The sequence below is a fragment of the Halolactibacillus halophilus genome, assembly GCF_900115605.1.
Lineage (GTDB): Bacteria > Bacillota > Bacilli > Bacillales > Amphibacillaceae > Halolactibacillus > Halolactibacillus halophilus.
This window is the reverse complement of the sequence record NZ_FOXC01000001.1, coordinates 202,924-221,429: the sequence shown is the minus strand read 5'-3', so window position 1 is coordinate 221,429 and position 18,506 is coordinate 202,924. Positions and strand designations below refer to the sequence as shown.

17 protein-coding genes are annotated in these 18,506 nt (G+C 37.6%); 13 read left to right on the top strand and 4 right to left on the bottom strand.

The window, feature by feature from the left end:
• Nucleotides 1–910 precede the first annotated feature (910 nt).
• On the bottom strand, nt 911–1,513 hold the full coding sequence (gene rpsD, locus BM098_RS01110; protein WP_089829504.1) for a 30S ribosomal protein S4: 603 nt from the start codon (nt 1,511–1,513) through the stop codon (nt 911–913).
• A gap of 253 nt (nt 1,514–1,766) precedes the next feature.
• Entirely contained in the window at nt 1,767–2,246 is a 480-nt protein-coding gene (locus BM098_RS01105) for a GAF domain-containing protein (protein WP_089829502.1), read from the bottom strand.
• Between the two features lie 252 nt (nt 2,247–2,498).
• Here BM098_RS01105 and BM098_RS01100 point away from each other — a divergent pair, with 252 nt between their 5' ends.
• From BM098_RS01100 to BM098_RS01080, 5 genes are all read left to right on the top strand, one after another.
• On the top strand, nt 2,499–4,202 hold the full coding sequence (locus BM098_RS01100) for a septation ring formation regulator EzrA (protein ID WP_089829500.1): 1,704 nt from the start codon (nt 2,499–2,501) through the stop codon (nt 4,200–4,202).
• A gap of 20 nt (nt 4,203–4,222) precedes the next feature.
• Nucleotides 4,223–4,564 carry a hypothetical protein gene (locus tag BM098_RS01095; protein WP_089829498.1) on the top strand — a complete coding sequence of 114 codons (342 nt, stop codon included), beginning with the start codon at nt 4,223–4,225 and terminating at the stop codon, nt 4,562–4,564.
• Nucleotides 4,565–4,842: 278 nt separating this feature from the next.
• The gene (locus tag BM098_RS01090; RefSeq protein WP_089829496.1) at nt 4,843–5,982 is read left to right on the top strand and encodes a cysteine desulfurase family protein; all 1,140 of its coding nucleotides are present in this window, start codon (nt 4,843–4,845) and stop codon (nt 5,980–5,982) included.
• 5 nt (nt 5,983–5,987) lie between these two features.
• Nucleotides 5,988–7,190, top strand: a complete 1,203-nt coding sequence (gene thiI, locus BM098_RS01085) for a tRNA uracil 4-sulfurtransferase ThiI (protein ID WP_089829494.1) — start codon at nt 5,988–5,990, stop codon at nt 7,188–7,190.
• A gap of 288 nt (nt 7,191–7,478) precedes the next feature.
• Complete coding sequence (locus BM098_RS01080; protein WP_143423356.1) at nt 7,479–9,083, top strand: amidohydrolase; 1,605 nt, start codon at nt 7,479–7,481, stop codon at nt 9,081–9,083.
• Here the strand turns inward: BM098_RS01080 and BM098_RS01075 are convergent.
• Nucleotides 9,072–9,860 carry an NAD kinase gene (locus BM098_RS01075; protein ID WP_089829490.1) on the bottom strand — a complete coding sequence of 263 codons (789 nt, stop codon included), beginning with the start codon at nt 9,858–9,860 and terminating at the stop codon, nt 9,072–9,074. The genes BM098_RS01080 and BM098_RS01075 overlap by 12 nt on opposite strands.
• A 159-nt stretch (nt 9,861–10,019) precedes the next feature.
• Here BM098_RS01075 and BM098_RS01070 point away from each other — a divergent pair, with 159 nt between their 5' ends.
• Together BM098_RS01070 and BM098_RS01065 are read left to right on the top strand one after the other, a co-directional pair.
• On the top strand, nt 10,020–10,991 hold the full coding sequence (locus BM098_RS01070) for a class I SAM-dependent methyltransferase (protein ID WP_089829488.1): 972 nt from the start codon (nt 10,020–10,022) through the stop codon (nt 10,989–10,991).
• A gap of 139 nt (nt 10,992–11,130) precedes the next feature.
• Nucleotides 11,131–12,318 (top strand): acetate kinase, encoded by a 1,188-nt coding sequence (locus BM098_RS01065; protein WP_089829520.1) that lies wholly within the window; start codon nt 11,131–11,133, stop codon nt 12,316–12,318.
• A gap of 90 nt (nt 12,319–12,408) precedes the next feature.
• On the opposite strand, the gene BM098_RS01060 is transcribed toward BM098_RS01065, so the two are convergent.
• Nucleotides 12,409–12,870, bottom strand: a complete 462-nt coding sequence (locus BM098_RS01060) for a universal stress protein (protein WP_089829485.1) — start codon at nt 12,868–12,870, stop codon at nt 12,409–12,411.
• Between the two features lie 176 nt (nt 12,871–13,046).
• Here BM098_RS01060 and BM098_RS01055 point away from each other — a divergent pair, with 176 nt between their 5' ends.
• The 6 genes from BM098_RS01055 (at nt 13,047) to BM098_RS01030 (ending at nt 18,253) form a co-directional block, all read left to right on the top strand.
• Complete coding sequence (locus tag BM098_RS01055; protein ID WP_089829484.1) at nt 13,047–14,360, top strand: DRTGG domain-containing protein; 1,314 nt, start codon at nt 13,047–13,049, stop codon at nt 14,358–14,360.
• A gap of 12 nt (nt 14,361–14,372) precedes the next feature.
• Entirely contained in the window at nt 14,373–15,326 is a 954-nt protein-coding gene (locus BM098_RS01050; protein WP_089829482.1) for a DHH family phosphoesterase, read from the top strand.
• Between the two features lie 179 nt (nt 15,327–15,505).
• Nucleotides 15,506–16,108, top strand: coding sequence for a DUF1349 domain-containing protein (locus tag BM098_RS01045; RefSeq protein WP_089829479.1), 603 nt, complete (start codon nt 15,506–15,508; stop codon nt 16,106–16,108).
• 199 nt (nt 16,109–16,307) lie between these two features.
• Nucleotides 16,308–17,408: a hypothetical protein gene (locus BM098_RS01040; protein ID WP_089829477.1), complete on the top strand. Its 1,101-nt coding sequence runs from the start codon at nt 16,308–16,310 to the stop codon at nt 17,406–17,408.
• Nucleotides 17,409–17,567: 159 nt separating this feature from the next.
• Entirely contained in the window at nt 17,568–17,753 is a 186-nt protein-coding gene (locus BM098_RS01035) for a hypothetical protein (protein ID WP_089829475.1), read from the top strand.
• 68 nt (nt 17,754–17,821) lie between these two features.
• Nucleotides 17,822–18,253, top strand: a complete 432-nt coding sequence (locus tag BM098_RS01030; protein ID WP_089829473.1) for a hypothetical protein — start codon at nt 17,822–17,824, stop codon at nt 18,251–18,253.
• Nucleotides 18,254–18,506 lie beyond the last annotated feature (253 nt).

Below are 18,506 nucleotides of genomic sequence, written 5' to 3'. Positions count from 1 at the left end.
CGTTATAAAGAGTCATTAATTCATGAGTAGATAGTGATGGCAAGTGGCATACAAAATTAATTGCCGTTTAACGCAATTCCCTATTGCCAAATACACAAATGGTAAAGTAATTAGATTGTTTGAAAATAAGAGTGTGAGACCACATAACTGGTGATGAGCACAATTTTGCGCTGACATGCAAGGGAGATGCGTTTTGCTTTCCCCTAAAATACGTTAAATTAATTACGTGATGCAACACCCGTGAAGAATGTGTTAACAGGCTATTTAAAGCGAATCAATAACACTATTACGATTAATTCATGACTAGGAGGATAATGATATGATTAATATTGAAGTGGATTCAAAGTATGTAGAGGAACAGCTCAAAATGGCAATTGAGAAACGACTAAATGAACTTGATTCACAATAGATTTTCTGGGATATGAAAGAACTAGCTGAAAAATGGAGCCAGGTACACATATCACTGTGATTCAATATAAGGCCTATACAAGCGTTTTAAATAATCACGAATAAACTATTACTTGTTATGAAAAAATTAACTGTGTAGCTAAATGACGTGAATATTTGTGATATCTTAGTCTTTACATTTGCCAAAATATCAGTAACACCAGGACGATCTAGCGAGGTGGCAATTACTTTTAGCCGGTTATTGTTAAAGAGGGGCATAAAAAAGACACAGTTTCACACTGTGGCCATCGTTAAATATTGCCGTAAAGGTGTAGAAGTATTCCTTTTCAAAAGCATGCCCACGCTTCATTTTTTAGCCGGAAAAACAGCCGGAAAAGTAGCCGGAAACTGGTTCATTTTAATACTTTTTATTGCATTGTTGAATTAAATAGAAAAAGCCTTGAAGTACTGATATATCAATACTTTCAAGACTTTTATTCTTGTTAATGATGGTAAACTTCCCTTAACGTGAGTACCACTCAACAATAAGAGCTTCGTTAATTTCAGCTGGTAATTCAGAACGTTCTGGTAGACGTGAGTAAGTACCTTCTAGCTTGTCAGCATCAAAAGTTACGTACTCAGGTACAAAAGCGTTAACTTCAATTGCTTCTGCAATGATTGTAAGCTTTTGTGATTTTTCACGTACTGCAATAACTTGACCTGGTGTTACGCTGTATGAAGGAATGTCAACGCGACTTCCATCAACAGTGATATGACCATGGTTTACTAATTGACGCGCTTGACGACGCGTACGCGCAAGACCTAAGCGGTAAACAAGGTTATCTAAACGAGATTCAAGAAGAATCATGAAGTTTTCACCGTGTACCCCTTGCATTTTTGAAGACTTTTCAAATAAAGTTACGAATTGACGTTCGTTTACACCATACATGAAACGAAGCTTTTGCTTCTCTTGTAATTGTAAACCATATTCTGATAATTTTCTACGTTGGTTTGGACCATGTTGTCCAGGTGCGTAAGGGCGTTTATCTAACTCCTTACCAGTACCAGTTAATGAAATGCCGAGACGACGAGACTTTTTCCATACAGGACCTGTATAGCGAGCCATAGTGCATTCTCTCCTTTATAATTATATTTTGCATAAAACAAGATAATGTGTTCCGTAATCGCTTGCCATTTTATTTTCATGTACCATCGCTCCAGCAGCAGAGAGTTACACGATACACCTTGTCTATTCATCGACCAAGGAATAAAATAGTCAATCGGTGGTTCACAAAGGCTACCTTTTTTTACACAAAGTCTATTATATGATGAATTGGCATGTCTGTCAATCCCAAATGTGAAATAGCTCAATTTTTTGGCTAGATGTATTTTTCTAGTGTTTCAATAAATAGTTCTAAATATTGTTGATCCATGTCATCAAAACGATTAAGTGAGGGGCTATCGATATCAAGCACACCAATCACTTGTTTATCTTTCATGATAGGTACAACGATTTCTGATTGACTGTTTGCATCACAGGCAATGTGTCCTGGGAAAGCATGAACATTTTCTATGCGTTGTGATGTTTGTTTGGAGACCGCTGTCCCGCAGACGCCGCTACCGATTTGAATTCTGACACAAGCTGGTAAACCTTGAAAAGGTCCGAGGACAAGTTCGCCTTCTTTCATTAAATAATAGCCAACCCAATTGACATCATCGAGGAATTGATTAAGTAACGCACTACTATTTGAAAGATTTGCGATGATGTCTGGTTCATCTTCAATCAGAGCTTCTAATTGCTTAATTAATAACTGATAATTTTTTTCTTTCGTTGCATTGTATGCTGTTGGTTCAAACATCGTAATCCCCCTAGTTTAAGCTTAAGTTATTGTGTGATTATATCGTGCTTAGCTTGATTTCGCAATGAATTTGTCATTTCGAGAAAAACCGACGTGAAAACTGAATTAATTTGAATTTTTTTAGCCAAATATAGGTTGTTCATGGTATGATAAGAATAACGATTGAAAAGGACATTTTAACAATCAAATGATGTGTGACGTCATACATAACAGACAGACTAAACAGCATGCCTGGATTGAAGGAGGATTTATATGGGGGACTTTACTTCTTACATAATTGGCGCGGTTTTAATCGCCATTATTGTTATTATTATTGGGCTTATTTTAAGAAAACGCATTTATGATCGGGTGGATCAACTGGAAGCATGGAAAATGGATGTGATGCACCGACAAGTTGGTGCTGAATTGCAGCGGGTGAAAGCACTAAACCTTTCAGGTGAAACGCAGGAGAGATTTGAACATTGGAAAGAAACATGGGATCATATTTTAACGCGGGAATTACCGGATATTGAAGAGTACTTATTTGATGCAGAAGAAGCAGCTGATCGTTTTCGCGTGAAGTACGCCAAAAAGAATTTAGCGACGGTTGAATCAATTCTAACAAAAAATGAAGAGACAATTAAAACGATACTGAAGGAATTAGAAGATTTATTAGATTCTGAAAAACAAAGTCGACAAGCGATTGAAACCGTGACACCTATTTTGAAAGAATGGCGTCACGTCTTATTAGAAAATCAACACTTATATGGTCCAGCAGAAAAACGTTTCGAGCAAGCATTAGATCAGGAACAACAAGCTATCGAAGAATTTTATGCGATGTGTGATGACGGGAATTATTTTGAAGCACGTCAACACGTTGAAAATATTAAAGCATCACTTGAGGTGATTGGTCTTCGTATTGATGAGTTTCCATTGCTTTATAAAAAGATGAACCGTGATTTACCTGAACAAATTCAGGAGTTAAAAAACGGTATCAAAGAAATGAAGCGAGAAGGTTACCGGATCAATGATGATATGTTATTGACTGAACTAAGAGATATGGAGAAACAGCTGAAAACGTATATTAGTCAAATTGAGCAAACGGATGAGCCGGCTGTATATGATTGGCTTCAAGCTGCAGAAGACCGAATTCAGGAGATTTATCTCATGCTTGAAAAAGAAGCAAAAGCAAAACACTACTTAGAAAAGCATATGGATCAGTTTACAAAAGACGTGCAAGCAGCAAGTGAAGACTTCGTTTTAACAGATGAGGAAGTAAAAACACTGCAACAAACGTATTTACTGGAAGGGTCTGATTTAGAACTCTACGAAAATCTTGAAAAATGGATGCATCAACTTGAAAAAGATCACAATCAATTGCTTAATAGTTTATCATCCGTCAATCAGACGTATTTAAGTTTAAAAGAGCAATTAGAATTAAACCAAGGTGATTTGAAGAAGTTTAAGGAATCACATGTCGAGTTTAGGGATCAAGTGCGCTCAATCAGAAGTGACGAACTCGAAGCTAAACAAGTCGTAGAGACAAAAAAGCGTACCTTGTTTAATTTAGAAAAACGATTAGAAAAAAGCAACTTGCCAGGGATTCCTGATTATATTAAGAAACAATGTAGGGATAACCATGGCCTGATTGAGACGATTCAAGAGCTTCTCCATGAACAACCACTCAACATGGGACAAGTGAACACAAAAATTAAAGAATTACACTCAAATGTCGATATATTAAGTGAGAAGGTTCAACTTATGATTGAACAAGCTTATTTAACAGAGAGAGTAATTCAATATGCAAATCGTTACCGGAGTCAATATCCGATGCTTCAAGCTAAGCTTCTTGAAGCGGAGCAACTCTTCTATCAAGAACATTATGAAGAAGCCTTAGAATTATCGGCTCAAGCGCTGGAAGAAATTGCACCAGGTGCGGTTCAACGATTAGAAGAACGCATAGAGTTACCTTACTGATTTAGCAGGAGGGACTTGAGATGAAAGTTTTTTCAATCATTAGCATGGTGATTTTCAATTTAACTATCTGGGGCGCGTTTGGTGCAATTTATGTGGTGCAACAAACACCAACATTTAGTTTTCGTGAAGTTGAAGCACCGAGTGTGCCAGTGCATACCGAATACATTGCTTCAATAAAGCGGTTTGAGCTAATCGAACAACCCGCAACTAATAAACTAACAAATGATGAATCAACAAATGAAAGACCGGATAATATTTATGAACAAGCAAGTAGTCCAACGAATGATATTCTATATTCTTTTGAAAAAGACCAACCAGTATCTGTTGACCAACTTTTAACTGCGTTAGGAATAAGTGAATAGCGTACGTATAAGCCTCAAACAGTCATCATCGTTTGAGGCTGTTTTAATGAAAGTCAGCCACTTTTATATTTAAAGACTGTTAAAACAGGGTGATGACTTGAATTTAAGTAAGGAATATGATTGAATGACTATTGTTATAAGTATGAAAAGAAAGCTATCATTTATAATGATGCTAGAGAAAATACTAGTATCGTTGATAAGTCTCTAAGGAAGAAAGGAGAGGCTACTCGATTGAGGTGATAAAGTGCCTCTATCCATATTTTGAGTAGTAACGACTGATGATTTATTTTGATAATAGCGCGACAACCAAACCGCATGAAGAGGTTATTGAAAGTTATCAAACCGTGTCTGAAAATTACTACGGCAATCCGTCAAGCCAACATCAACTGGGTTATGATGCAGACAAGTTGTTACGTAAAGCATATGAACAAGCAGCAAGCATGCTTGGTGTTAGTAGTCAAGAAATCGTGTTCACATCAGGTGGAACAGAATCAAATAATTTAGCAATCAAAGGTATTGCCCTACGTTACCAGAAACATGGCAAACATTTAGTCACCACAACAATTGAGCATCCTTCGGTGCTAGAGGTATTTAAAGCACTTGAGACGCTTGGTTTTGAAGTGTCTTATGTTCCGGTTGATGTATCAGGTGTTGTAAAAGTAGAAGCGATTAAAGAAGCCGTGCGTGAAGATACAATTCTTGTATCGGTGATGCATATTAATAATGAAATCGGTACGATTCAACCGGTTCAAGCCATTGGAGAGTTTTTAGCAACAAAAAAATATACTTTCTTTCATGTCGATCATGTACAAGGATATGGGAAAGTAGAATTAGATATTAAGGGGACACATATTGATTTGTTGTCAGTATCTGGCCATAAAATCCATGGTTTAAAAGGAACTGGCTTGTTGTATTTAAAAGAAAATGTGCAATTGTTTCCACTCTTCCATGGCGGGGGACAACAAAAGAACTTACGATCAGGTACAGAGAATATTGCTGGGATTGTATCATTAGTTAAAGCGATGCGGATGGTGAGCGAACAACAAATGCATCATCCGAATCATTTAAGTACCTTAAAAGCTGAACTCATGTCACGCTTAGCGACACTTAAACAAGTGGTGATCAATACACCAGAAGATGCTGCACCACATATTATTAACTTTTCTGTACCAGGCTTTAAACCAGAAGTTATTGTGCACGCATTAGAGGAACGTCGGATTTTTGTTTCAACAAAATCCGCGTGTGCATCAAAAAGTCCGGACGAAAGTGCTGTATTAAAAGCGATTAACTTACCAGCTGATCAAACAAAATCAGCTTTAAGAATCAGCTTTTCTTATCAGAATTCTGAAGGAGAAATCGAGCTCTTTTACCGAGCGCTACAAAAAATACTAAGAGATCTTAGTCAAGTTATGGGGTAGAAACTATGCAATATGATCATATATTAATTCGCTACGGAGAATTATCACTTAAAGGGAAAAATCGAAAAGTCTTTTATAATCGACTACACGAAAATATTCGCCATCATTTAAAAGCTTATCCAGATATTAAAATAAAAACAACAAGAGACCGTTTAAGCATCTTTTTAAATGGGGTAAATCCAGCCCCACTCATTCCGATTTTACAACGGATTTTTGGGATTCAGACGATGAGTTTGGCAATTAAAGTCGAGAATGAGGAAGAAGCTATAAAGGAAGCGGCATTGTTTGCTTTAACTGAAGCGACTAATATTAAAACATTTAAAGTCACAACAAAACGGGCCGACAAGACCTTCCCAATTGACTCGCAACAAATGAATCAATTTGTCGGCGGACACTTATTAAGAAATACAGAAGGTATCACAGTTGATGTCCATCAACCGGATGTCGAGATACACGTTGATATTAGACCTGAAGCGACTTACGTCACATCAGAAAAGATCCCAGGGCGAAAAGGATTGCCCGTTGGTACAGCTGGAAAAACATTATTATTACTGTCCGGTGGCTTTGATAGCCCAGTCGCTGGTTACTTAATGATGCAGCGCGGGGTAAGACTTGAAATGATTCACTTTTATTCCCCGCCTTATACGAGTGAAGCGGCGAAACAAAAGGTATTAGACTTAACAAAAGAATTAACGACATATGGCGGGGAGATTAACGTTCATATCGTTCCCTTTACAGCCTTGCAACAAAAATTACACCGTGAGATTCCACACGGCTATTCGATGACTGTGATGCGCCGGATGATGTTAAAAATTGCCGAACGTATTGCCGCGAAAAATAATATTCTTTCCATCACAACAGGCGAAAGCTTAGGCCAAGTGGCTAGTCAAACGATGGAAAGCATGCATGCGATTAATGCGATCACCAATTATCCGATGATGCGACCACTTATTGCGATGGATAAGAGTGAGATTATGTCTATTGCTGAAGAGATTGGTACTTATCCAATTTCTATTCGTCCGTTTGATGACTGTTGTACGGTATTCGTACCGAATGCGCCAAAAACGAAACCGAAAAAAGATAAAGTGGAATATTTTGAAGGGTTACTTGATTTAACAGCAGATATTGAAGCATGTATCAATGATACCGAAGTTGTCACGATTAAACCGTTTGATAGCGAAGAACCTGAAGTAGATTATTTATTTTAAAAACGAAGATATAGATTAACAGTAAAGTAATAGAGTAGCTAAACGACATGATAAGGAATTAAAATCGCACAAGCGAACCATAGTCCAGATACAATAGCACGACAAAATCGTCCTGGTAGAAAAATTACGAAATGTTGAATGAAATGACTGAGAAATTAATCAGTAATCAGGTACCCAGGTAATCATAATCTAAAAAAGATAAAAAAGAGTAGCTCATAAGACGCTACTCTTTTCTTTTTGCATAAATTCTGCTATCGTTTAAGTAAAAATTAAACGGAGTGATCATGCGTGCGAACACTGATAATAAATGGGACATTTTATACGATGGCTTTTGAAGGGGACACAGTTGAAGCAGTTGTCGTTGAAGCAGGCAAGATAATTTTTGCGGGTAAGAAAGCAGAAGCGAAACATTACATAAAAGAAACAGATGCTATTCTTGATCTACATGGAGCAACAGCTTTTCCGGGGTTTGTTGATAACCATGTGCACATGGTTTGGTTAGGTGAAAAGCTCGACCGTCTCGATTTATCAACAATTCATTCACGGCAAGCGGTGCTAGAGGCGATTGAACAGAAAGTTAAAACATTACAACCGGGGGAATGGCTCATTGCTGAAGGATTTAATGATAATCAGTGGGATGATACACGTATTATTGACCGATTAGAACTTGACGCGATTTCAGCGGAGCACCCGATAGTCCTGACCCGGGTTTGTCGCCATGCGCTTGTTGCCAATCAATTAGCTATCACCCTCGCAGGCATCACGCGTGAGACGCCAACACCGATGGGGGGCTACATTGGAAAAGATGGTAGTGGACGATTAACCGGTTATTTTAAAGATACAGCTCAAGAGCTCATTAAGCGTAGTGAGCCAGCGAAGGATGTGGCATACTTAAAGCGAATGATTGGTTTAAGTATCGATCATCTCGTCTCAAAAGGATTAGTTGGCGGCCATACCGAAGACCTTAGTTATTTTGGTCCAGAGAGTTATGGGAAAGTCACAGCGGCCTTTAAAAACTATGTAAAAGAAAGCAGAATGCCGTTTAAAACCCATGCGCTTGTACACCATGATGTCTTAACGGATTATTTATCAGATCCTTTAAAAAGCCAAGTTTCACCTTATTACACATTTGGTGCGATGAAAATATTTGTCGACGGGGCGTTTGGTGGTCGAACGGCGTGGTTAAACGCACCGTATAGTGATGACGATGCAACTTCAGGCTTATATATTCATGAAGAAGCAGCATTAGAAAGGCTAATTAAGACGGCTCGAAAGCATCACTTAGCGATTGCAGCGCATACCATTGGTGACAGGGCTATCGAGAAACTGGTTACATTATTAAAACAATACCCATCAACTAGTGTGTTGCCGGACCGGCTAATTCATGCCTCACTTGTTAGTGATAAAGCGATAGCGCTTATGCAAGACGTTCCGGTTGTGTTAGATGTTCAGCCGCTATTTGTCAGTTCAGATTTTCCGTGGGTCATCGATCGTCTGGGAGAAGAACGCGCCCAACAGTTATACCGATTTAATACGCTAGCACAATCTGGTGTTCCTATATTAGGAAGTTCGGATGGGCCAATTGAAGATGTATCACCGCTCAAAGGGATTGCAGCGTTTGTGAATCGACGTTCGATCTTTGATGAAAAAAGCTACACGAAAGAAGAGTCACTCACTGTCTATCAAGCGATTGAGAGTTATACAAAGAAAAGTGCCATCGCAACAAATACAGAAGCAACAAGTGGACAAATAAAAACAGGTTTTACTGCGGATTTTACCATCCTTGCAGCTAACCCGTTTCTAGTGAATGCTGATGACCTTGCTAATATTGTGGTTGAGATGACCATCATTGATGGGAATATTGTCTACCGTAATCCCGCCTTATATAAATAGATGTTTTAATCGATGGATATAGGCATCCTTTGTTTGAAATAATAACGTGACGTTACGATTCGATAATTCGACATGGATATTCTTCGTTGTATTGACTGGATAGGCTTCATTATCAATCCCGATAATAGGGAAATCGTTCCCATCTTGAATCACTTCAAGGGTTACTTTTCTGTCTCTTGATAAACAAAGTGGGGCTTGAAATGTTTTATGTTTATTCGTATTGATGGGCGCAATTTTCGTCATCTGAAGTAAATCTAAATCGGGATCAATGACAGCCCCACCAACAGAATGGTTATACCCAGTACTTCCTGTTGGTGTGGAAATAATAATCCCATCACCCACAAAATGTTCAAAAGGCGTTTGATCAATTGACACATTGATGGCAATGGCTTTAATGATACTTGAACGCACGCTCACTTCGTTGATCGCATATAAGTCTTTGCTGCCATCAATCTGAACTTTAAGCAATTCGTGTTTAGTTAATGTTGGTTGATTGGTAATGGTTCTAATGACGTCTTCTAACTGATGAATCCCATATGTCGTATAAAAGTTCGTTTCCTCTGTTTGAGAGATACCAACGAAGACAACATCTGCTCGAAACTTGCATGAACGTAACGTGTGGAGAAAGTGTCCATCATCGCCGATTGAAAAAATATAGTCAGCTTCTTTTATATTGTCTGTAAGTGTAACCGGGTATTGTTCAATGATTGGTTCAAGTGTTTGGAGAACACCATCTTCTTGACAACGGTGACTAAAATAAAGGTAAATATTCAGCATAATTTTCTCATCCTTTACTAAAACAAGTTAGTAAAGTATATCCTTAAATGTGAGAGGTTAAACATATAAACAACGTATGACTAAAAGTTTCACCGCAAATCATTCGTCAGTAAGTGAAAGATATGATATACTTTGAAACTTGAGAAAGGACGTGTTTTCATGGAAACATTTGAAACATTATTTAACCGATTAGACGATTCAATTACTAAGTTAAAAGACCAAGAAGGGTTAACGTACTTAGATGCACTCGTTCATACACTGAATCTATCCTTACTTGAAGAAGAAGAAAAGAACGACTTCTCAGGTGAGAACCGAGATTTTGTTGAACAGTTACAACAGAGCGGCTTACTTCAAGCTGATAAAGAAACGATTAGAAAAGTGATTCAATTTGCGGTATTAAAAAGTTTTAAAGGGGCAACATATGATAAGTACATGGTCACACCTGATATGGTTGGCTTTTATATCAGTTATTTAGTTGAAAAACTTATGACTTCAAAGGAAAACATTCGCCTATTCGATCCAGTCGTTGGGACAGGGAATATGTTGACAGCAGTGATAAATCAACTATCAAAACCGGTTAAGGCCTATGGTGCTGAAGTAGATGAAACGATGTTAGATCTCAGTTTACTAAGTGCTGACTTGCAACAACACCAGATTGAATTTTTTCATCAAGACAGCATTCAACCATTATTACTGGACCCAGTTGATGTGGTGATTGCCGATTTACCAATTGGGTATTATCCTGATGATGAAAGAGCGAAAGAATTCAACGTTCAAGCAAAAGAAGGCCACACATACGCGCATCACTTATTAATTGAACAAAGCTTAACATATCTTAAGCCGGAAGGTTTTATGATTGCTGTTGTACCAAATCATCTGTTTAACAGTGAGCAAGCACCGAACCTACACAAAATGATTCAAGAGCGTGCCCACGTGGTAGGCTTACTTGAATTACCTGAAGAAAGTTTTAAAGCAAAAGATCACCAAAAAAGTTTATTTATTTTGCAGAAAAAAGGTGAAGAAACAAAGGCGCCGAAAGAAGCGTTGATGGTGAAATTGCCGAGTTTTAAAGACTTAAAGAAGACTGAAAATATTATTATGAAAATGAATACATGGTTTGAACACTACTAAAAAAGAAGCGGTAAATAATCTGAATTCTCTAATGAAGCGCTTACAAAAAACTTTATTCTTGCAATTCATGTCGCATATTCGTTAAAATGATAGTGGTATGTAAACAGAATAAAAAGGGAATCGAAAGGATTGAATGATCTTGACTAAAGTATTAGCAATCAACGCCGGCAGTTCATCACTTAAGTTTCAATTGATTGAAATGCCAGAAGAAACAGAAATCGCCAAAGGTTTAGTAGAACGTATTGGACTTGACCAAGCTGTATTCAAATTAGAATATGGTGACGTTGAAGACGAACTAACAACAGAAATTCCTAACCACGGAAAAGCAGTTGAAATATTACTTGAGCGTCTTCAAGCATCAGGTGTGATTAAATCACTTGATGAAATTGAAGGAATCGGTCACCGTGTCGTACACGGCGGCGAACGTTTTAGTGATTCAGTCGTAGTAAATGATGATGTCATTGCAGAAATTGAAAAAGTTTCAGAGCTTGCACCATTACACAATCCAGCTAACTTAACGGGTATTCGTGCATTTAAAGAACTCTTACCAAATGTACCGGCAGTTGCTGTATTTGACACAGCCTTCCACCAATCAATGCCGCCAGAGTCATACTTGTACAGCTTACCATACGAGTACTATGAGCAATTTGGTATCCGTAAATATGGTTTCCACGGCACAAGCCACAAGTATGTATCGGAGCGCGCAGCTGAATTACTAGGTGAGCCATTGGATAAGCTACGTCTTATTGCTTGTCACATTGGTAATGGTGCGAGTGTTGCCGCAATTCAAAATGGCAAATCAATTGATACAACAATGGGCTTTACACCACTTGAGGGTGTCACAATGGGAACGCGTTCAGGAAGTCTTGACCCTGCCTTAGTTCCATACATCATGGACAAAACAGGTAAAGATGTGAACGAAGTCCTTCACGTACTAAATAAAGAAAGTGGTATGCTTGCTTTATCTGGTTTCTCAAGCGATTTACGTGATATCGAAGGCCGCGCTGCTGAAGGTGATGAACGTGCTGAATTAGCACTTAAAATCTTTGCAGGTCGTATCCACCAATACATCGGTTCATATGCATCAAAAATGCATGGTGTTGATGCGATTATCTTTACAGCTGGTATCGGTGAAAACAGTAAAGCTGTTCGAGAACGCGTCTTAGAAGGACTAGAATTCATGGGCGTTTACTGGGATCCTGCGCGTAATGATGTGCGTGGTAAAGAAACATTTGTTAATTACCCACACTCACCAGTGAAAGTCATTGTCATTCCTACGAATGAAGAAGTGATGATTGCACGCGACGTTCAACGTTTAGCTTTTTAAGACAATATTAATTCAATCATGTTATAAAAAAGAGGCGCAACTCATATGAGTTGCGCCTCTTTATTTATTTGTCATCACTTTACTAACGCGTTATTCGTCATCAACCTCATCATCCGTTCTAACAACGAGAACATCACATGGCGCATAACGAACAATATTTTCAGACACGCTCCCTATAAGAAAACGTTCAACCGCATTTAAACCAGTTGCCCCACACATGATGAGGTCGGCATTAAATGATTTAGCGACGTATTTTGGAATACGAACTTTTGGAGAACCGTAATCAATGTGGGTTTCTACTTTTCTAACACCAGCAGATTCTGCTTGTTGTTTATAGTCATTTAATAATTTTGATGCATAGGATTCGGAACGATTAATCATTGATTGATCATAGGTTTCAGCTGTTGAGATGGTTTTTGTATCAACAACATGGGCAATAATCAAATCTCCATCATTACGTTTAGCAACTTGAACTGCTTTTTTAAATGCTTTTAAGGACGCTTGCGACCCATCAACCGCAATCACAATTCGTTTATATTCTTCTGCTAGCATATCTATCACTCCTATACTTTTATATACTGACCTATTCCCTAATCGATTACCTTTAAACATCTCAACTGGTATATTTTAAATTTAACATTTTGGTTCATTGCATTCATGACTTAAGAACTGTATAATAACACTGTGATTAAAGATAATAGTACAGTTTAGAAAGTAGGTGCAACACCTTGGCAACAAAACATGAACAGATATTAAATCATATTGAATCTTTAATAATTGGAAATAAAATTTCAGTTAGACAAATTGCTAAAGATCTAAATGTTAGTGAAGGTACCGCTTACCGGGCTATTAAAGAAGCAGAAAATCGCGGGTTAGTTAGTACGATTGAACGCGTTGGAACGATTCGTATTGAACAAAAGAAAAAAGAAAACTTTGAACATTTAACTTACGCTGAAATTATTGGCATTGTTGATGGCCAAGTGTTAGGTGGACGTGAGGGTTTATATAAGACGTTACATAAATTTGTCATCGGTGCGATGAAAACAGACGCGATGTTGCGTTATTTGGAGAAAGATTCCCTACTGATTATTGGTAATCGTGTGGAAGCCCACCGTTTAGCGCTTGAAGAAGGAGCAGCTGTGTTAATCACCGGTGGATTTGATACCGATGAGTCGATCAAACGTCTAGCTGATGAGCTTGATTTACCGATTATTTCAACGAGCTATGATACGTTTACAGTAGCAGCGATGATTAACCGAGCAATTTATGATCAATTAATCAAAAAAGAAATTGTTTTAGTCGGTGATATTTATACGCCATATGAAAAAACACATTACTTGCATCGTAACGACCCACTCCAAAAGTGGTATCACTTAAAGGATCAAACAACCCACTCGCGTTACCCGGTCGTTGATGACCAGATGCGTGTGGTTGGTATTGTGACATCAAAAGATATTATTGGAAAAGCGAACGATATACCGGTTGAAAAAGTGATGACGAAAAATCCTATTACCGTATTAAAAGAAACGTCGCTAGCTTATGCGGCACATATGATGGTATGGGAAGGAATTGAAATTGTTCCGGTAGAAGATGGAAATCATCGTTTGATCGGATTAATTTCAAGACAAGACGTGTTAAAAGCGCTCCAACATGTAAATCGCCAACCGCAAGTTGGTGAGACGATTGATGACATTATCACAAGCGAACTTTCGGTTGAAAAAGACGGATCAGAACTTATCTTTTCATCTAAAGTCACGCCGCAAATGACCAATGCGTTAGGAACGTTATCAAATGGTGTCTTTGTCTCCTTTATTACCGAAGTCTCTAGTCGGTTATTGACCAATATGAAAAAGGGAGACCTCGTTGCTGAAAATATCTCTATTTACTTTATCAAGCCAGTTCAAATTGATAATGTGGTTACCGTTCATCCAAAAATTTTAGAAATGGGACGCAAGTCTGTGAAAATTGATATTGAATTGTATCATGAAAAAGAAATTGTAGGCAAAGCCATTTTAATTGGTCAATTGATTGACCGATACTAGGAGGAAAGTAATATGATTGATCACATTATTGAAGCGATTGAAGCGGCCGAGACAATCATTCTACATCGTCACGAACGTCCAGACCCGGATGCGTTAGGATCACAAGTCGGGTTAAAAAAACTTATTGAAGCGACCTACAAAGATAAAACGGTAAAAGTGACCGGATACTCAGAACCATCACTCGCTTTTTTAGGCGAAATGGATAGTGTGACAGATGAAGACTATAAGGAAGCGCTCGTTATTGTTTGTGACACGGCCAACACACCTAGAATTGATGATGACCGCTATACGTTAGGTCAAACTCTGATTAAAATTGATCATCACCCAGAAGTGGATCTATATGGTGATATTTCTTGGGCTGATCCATCAATGAGCTCAACATCAGAAATGATTTATTTACTAGCAACAACTGGAAAGAAAAAATTAACCGTTACCGATGAAGCAGCTAGACTTATGTATGCCGGTATTATTGGTGATACGGGCCGGTTCTTATATCCAAGTACAACAGCACAAACACTCTATGTCGCTGCTGAACTTGTACGGTTTAATTTCAATCGGTCAAATCTATATAATCAGCTTTATGAAACCAAACCAGCAGTTGCCAAGTTAAAAGGTTACTTATTAGACCATTTGAACTTGTCTGAAGAAGGTGTCACCTCAGCGAAGTTAACAGAAAACGTGTTAGCGACATATGGTGTTACACCAGAAGAGACAAGTGTCTTAGTCGGGACATATGGTGATGTGTTAGGGATTAAAGCTTGGGTGATTTTTGTAGAAGAACCCAACCAAATCCGTGTGCGTCTTCGTTCTAAAGGACCGCATATTAATACATTAGCTGCTCAATATAACGGTGGTGGTCACCCGCTCGCTTCAGGTGCGAAAGTGAAGTCGTGGGAAGAAGCGGACCAACTCGTTAATGATTTAAAAGACATCTGTCGAGCTTATAAAAAAAGTGAAGAAGAGTAGTTAAATGACTGCTCTTTTTCTTATTCGAAAGAGTTTTATGTCAATGCACCTCAGCGCAGTAAAATGAACATGAAGGGCATTTAGGGGTATATTGATTCTCATTGAATCAATACTGTTATGAAAAAATGTCATAGCGTACTAAGAAATACTTGCTTAAAGCGAAAAAAGGAGTCGTTGTTATGAAATTAGATGTCAAAAAGTTAGAATGGACCCGTGAACCAAATAATTCTGTCATTATCGAAGACAAAGTAGAAATTACAACCGACCCACATACAGACTTATGGCAAAGAACGTATTATCATTTCAGAAATGATAATGCGCCGGTTCTACAGATGGAAACAGAGGAAAAGTTTTTTTCATTCATTGTGAAGACTGACTTTGATAGTAAACATCGTTTTGATCAATGTGGCGTTGTTGTATATCTTGATAGTGATAACTGGATTAAAGGGTCGATTGAGTATGAGAACGAGCATTTTCAACATTTAGGAAGTGTCGTCACAAACAATGGTTACTCTGATTGGGCAACGACAGAAATTCCAGCGACTATTAAATCAATGTGGTACCGCTTGAGTCGCAGAGAAGATGATTTTTGCATCGAGTGTTCGGTTGATGGTGAAACTTTTCAACAGATGAGAATCTGTCATATGTTTAATGCTCAAGATAGTATAAAGTTCGGCATTTATGCCTGTAGCCCAGAAGATTCTACCTTTAAATCAACATTCACAAATATGGAAATGACCGCGTGTCAGTGGCCGGCACATTCAGGGCAACAACCTGATTAAGTATTCATCCAGAAGTATGACGATCATTCGTTATTTTTGGGGAACGCATTCGAAATTAGAATGGAGTAAATGCCTCTGTTAGAGAATGCAAAGTGTTATAAAACTTGAGAAATTTTGGTATTAAAAAGCCTTGATGACTCTTTTTGTTTATTTTATGGTTTAATTAACAAAAAAAGGTTGTATAATAAAAGGGTAAGGTATGTTAATACTTGAACGAATAAGTGTGTTAGAAAATAGGAGGGTTATCATTAAACGTTTTGTTGTAAGCGGTATCTTGTTGGTTGTTGTGATTGGCTTGGGGATCAGTTTTTGGCTAAGTAATCAAACATCAGATATGCCGTATAGTGAAAATGGTAAGGTTTATACAGCAGCAGATATAAAAAGTCGGTTGAATCGGGAAGTGAATACGAGTGAATCACTTGACATTACTTTTGAACCGAGTGTGATTACTGATATTCCTGATAATGAAAACAATAGTCAAGCGAAGCGTGATCAGTATGATTATTTGATGTATGAAGTGACAGTGAGAAATACAACGTCAGAACCAATAGAATTAGGCTACCGTGTCTATGTGGATGAAGCATTGAACGATTATGCTGAGGTACCCCTCTCATTTGGAACGGGAGAGGACTTTTTTATACTTGAACCTGATCAAAGCGCCACCGTTAACCGCGCCGTTTTGATAAAAAGTACTGACGCACTATCAAGAAGAGAATTAGAACAACTGAATCAAATGAAGGATATGCTTTACCTACAAATAGCCTATGCATCTAATGAAACGGAATTTGTTCCGCTTGAAGTAACAGAACCCTATGAACAAACGCAAACGAATGATGATATGTTAAGTTATCAAATGTATCAAACGCTGACTGAACGAGTACAAGATGACCTTAACATTGATGGTTATGTCTTTAAAGATACATCAGCGGACATTCCTACGGCTATTAGAGTTAATCAAAATCTTAGTTTTGGTAAGCGGGAATGGCTTACAAGAAGCGGTGACTTTGATGCGCCGATAGAGCCGACACAAGAAAGGTATTTTTACGAAAATGAAGACAGCTCGCGCCTGTTAATCATCACAATCGCTTATACCGATTCACATATAGGAAATGATCTCATCGCTTATAACATCAGCTCAGGGTATGACATCAATGAAGACCTCGTTCATTCAGAATCGATGATCTTAAGCTACAAAAATTTGGTGATTCACGTGGCGCAAAATTCAGCAACCCCATTAGGAGAAATAGCTGACACAGACCAAGCGGCTTTAGCTGTTACGAAGTATTTAGAACAGTATTAATTTTTGAAAGGCATTGATAATTTATATATGAGACGTGGATATATATGAGTAAAGATACTTATAAAGAAGAGGCTTGGTTAATGGCAAGTTCACCTATAGCATTCGTATTTTAAATTCTTGATTAGCCATATGAATTCTTATAAGGAGATTGAAAATAGAATGGAAAGATTAACTAGTAAATTATTTAATGAAAATCAAATGAGTAGTGCAATCATTTTTTTTGAAGTTGTTGTGTTTTACACCCTGATTATTGATGTAAAAATAGATGTAAAAAAGATACTTATAATTCTCTTTTTTACAGTTATTTTTTGGATATTAAATTCTACAAAAATAACAAAAAAATAAAAATGTTTTTAGCTAAATTACGTTATATCGTAATTTATATGATAATTAGAAAACTAGGGAGGTTTTTTATGAAAAAGTTTTATCTATTGGTTGTTATTTTTGTCGTGACGATTGGTGCTTTGATCTACTCAAACCATCAACAACAACTGCACGTCTATCAAACGGATGTGCATGCGCATGACATTCAAATGAATAACTTAACACTTGTCAATGCCGATGATACACTCTATTTACCGGGGACATATTCTATTGAACGCTTATTTGATGAACCAATCAACCGGGTTTCTATTACGTTATCGTACAAAAATGAAAATATCTATGACTGGGTACTATCATTAGATGTGCTAGACGTTGCTGATGATTTTGGCGATACGTTCATTGATCATGTCACGCTTGATCAAGATGACGTGATAACTGTTACGATTATGTATGATAAAGACGGAGAAGAAGTCGCATTTGACCGTGATATTGTCCTTAAAGACATCTTAAAAGAAGAGTAAGTGAGGCTAAGAATGAATAATAGAATAGGTGTGACAAAAAGACGGTTGAGAGAAGATCTTAATCGTTTTTTTGTTTTATTTTAAAAAAAGAAGAATTTAGTGCCCTGTAAGGCGGGTGTTTTTAATTTTTCTGTTAAGATTTGCTTTTTGTTTTAGACGAGCGGATAAACGGAAAAATATGCTACACTAGAAAGATAAATATAGAAATCGAAAGTTTCAAGCGTTGCTTGAAATTAGCTTTTACGCTAAAATA